The following is a 1476-nucleotide window of genomic DNA, read 5'->3' on the forward strand; positions in this document are numbered from 1 at the left end:
GGTACTGCACCCCAGAAGTTAGAGTTAAAATTCTAACATCTGGGGTGTTTTTGTATGGCAAAATATAGTGAAAAGTTTAAATTAAGAGTCGTAAGAGAGTACCTAGACGGTACTCTAGGCTATAGGTTATTAGCAAAAAAGTATGGTATTACTGCTGTAGGTCAAATCAAAAGGTGGGTTCGAGTTTATAAAGAATTCGGAGAAAGTGGTCTACGCAGAAAACAATCTAAACAAGTTTATCCTGTCCAATTAAAGCTAGATGTATTAAACTTTATGAAACAGACAGGTGCTTCTTATCAAGATACTGCGATTATCTATAAGATGAACAATCCTTCATTAATTGCGAACTGGTACAGAACCTTTATGAAGGAAGGTATAGAAGGCCTAATGGGAAAAAAGAAAGGACGACCTTCTATGTCTAAAAATCATAAAGAAAAAAAGCGCAAACAAGAAAAAGAGTTATCTCGTGAAGAACAATTAGAACGGGAAAATGAACTTCTACGTTTAGAGAATTCCTATTTAAAAAAGTTAAAAGCTTTTCAAGAGAATCCGAATGCCTTCCTCGAAAAGCACAAGCAGCGTTGGCTTTCGCACTCAAAGAAGAAGGGTTCAAATTAAAATTGTTTTTAGAAAAAGTAGGTATTCCAGAGGCAACATACCATTACCATATGAAGCAACTACAGAAAGAAGATCCAGATAAAGTATGGAAAGAAAGAATTAATGAACTTTTTGAAAAGCATGAAGGAAAATATGGGTATCGTCGAATTCATTTAGCATTAAGAGCGCAAGGTCATGAAATTAACCATAAAAAAGTTCAAAGAATAATGGGCGAAATGGGGTTGAAGTGTGAAAAGTTCACACGTAAATCTCGTTATAAGTCATATAAAGGAACAGTTGGTAAAGTGGCTAGAAATCGTCTAAACCGTAGGTTTAGCACAACTGTCCGACTCCAAAAGCTAGTAACAGACGTGACTGAGTTTAAATGTATGGAAGACCAGAAGCTATACTTAAGCCCTATTATGGACTTGCATAATGGCGAAATTATCTCATTCGGTATATCTAAGCGCCCAACACTGGACTTTGTTATGGAGCCACTAAATCAGGCATTGGAAATCATTAAAGATGAAGCAGAATATCGAACAACGATTCATTCTGATCAAGGCTGGCATTATCAACATAACAACTGGGTAAAAACATTAAGCAAAAATAAGATCTTCCAAAGCATGTCTAGAAAAGGAAACTGTGCAGATAATGCGGTAATGGAGAATTTCTTTGGGATTCTAAAGCAAGAGATGTATTACGGGGAAGAATTAATAGCTTATGAAGATTTAAAAAGGAAGATTGAGAAGTACATTCATTACTACAATAATGATCGCATAAAAGTAAAATTGGCTGGTTTAAGTCCAATACAATACCGCACTTTAACCAGCCAATCAGCTGCATAATATAAACTCTAACTTTTAGGGGTCACCACCA

At 35.6% G+C, this 1476-nt stretch carries 2 protein-coding genes; both read left to right on the forward strand.

The genetic code is table 11. The features are described from left to right. The first annotated feature begins 54 nt into the window (after nt 1–54). Nucleotides 55–618 carry a helix-turn-helix domain-containing protein gene (locus CIB95_RS15980; RefSeq protein ID WP_094926771.1) on the forward strand — a complete coding sequence of 188 codons (564 nt, stop codon included), beginning with the start codon at nt 55–57 and terminating at the stop codon, nt 616–618. Continuing rightward, on the forward strand, nt 582–1445 hold the full coding sequence (locus CIB95_RS15985) for an IS3 family transposase (RefSeq protein ID WP_233144170.1): 864 nt from the start codon (nt 582–584) through the stop codon (nt 1443–1445). The genes CIB95_RS15980 and CIB95_RS15985 overlap by 37 nt, the downstream gene beginning before the upstream one ends. The last annotated feature ends 31 nt before the right edge of the window (nt 1446–1476 follow it).

Origin of the sequence: Lottiidibacillus patelloidae, from assembly GCF_002262935.1 — a bacterium.
GTDB classification, from domain to species: domain Bacteria; phylum Bacillota; class Bacilli; order Bacillales; family SA5d-4; genus Lottiidibacillus; species Lottiidibacillus patelloidae.